Source organism: Pseudoalteromonas sp. Angola-4 (genome assembly GCF_028599265.1).
In the GTDB taxonomy this organism is placed as follows: domain Bacteria; phylum Pseudomonadota; class Gammaproteobacteria; order Enterobacterales; family Alteromonadaceae; genus Pseudoalteromonas; species Pseudoalteromonas atlantica.
Window position 1 is genome coordinate 1 of the sequence record NZ_JAQREK010000048.1, and the last position, 684, is coordinate 684.

Sequence of the window (684 nt, forward strand, 5' to 3'; positions counted from 1 at the left end):
GATTTAAACAGATGACTTGTAATTATTATCTTCATCACCATATAAAAACCTAAATAGATGAACATGGCAATAATTCAATGAGCAATATAGTTAGTCTTAACGCACAAAACCTTCAGCAAGTATTGGGTGAAACATCACAACAAAAGTTAGTACTACTTAACTTTTTTTCTCCACAAAGCCCAGAGTGTATTAGCCAAGCAGCTATTTTAGATAAGTTAGCTGCTGAATACAGCAACTATATAGTAGTCGCAAACTTAGACTGCGATGCAGAGCAGGCACTTGCCTCTCAACTTGCCCAACAAGTTGGATTGCAAACCTTACCTACTTTAGTGTTATTAAAAGACTCAGCTCCAGTTGATTTATTAGCGGGTGCTCAAACAGAAAGCCAAGTTCGTGATGCATTATCTAAACATTTACCAGCTCAACAAGACTTATTATTAGAGCAGGCTAAGCAAGCACTGATTAATAGCGACTTAAATGCCGCGTTTACTTATGCCAAACAAGCGTATGAACTTGATAGTCGAAATGCGAGGATTAAATTAGTACTGGCAGATATATGTATACAAATCCACAAACTCGATGAAGCCGCTGCGTTAATAGAAACAATAGATGTAAAAGAGCAAGATGCATACTTTAATAATATTAAGGCAAAATGTGAGGCCGCATTAGAGGCAACCGATTCAC

Annotated in this window: 1 protein-coding gene; it reads left to right on the plus strand. The window is 37.1% G+C overall.

The window, feature by feature from the left end; genetic code table 11:
* Positions 1-77: 77 nt before the first annotated feature.
* The coding region (locus PSH48_RS20690; protein ID WP_273612288.1) for a thioredoxin domain-containing protein at positions 78-684 on the plus strand (607 nt) is incomplete at its 3' end.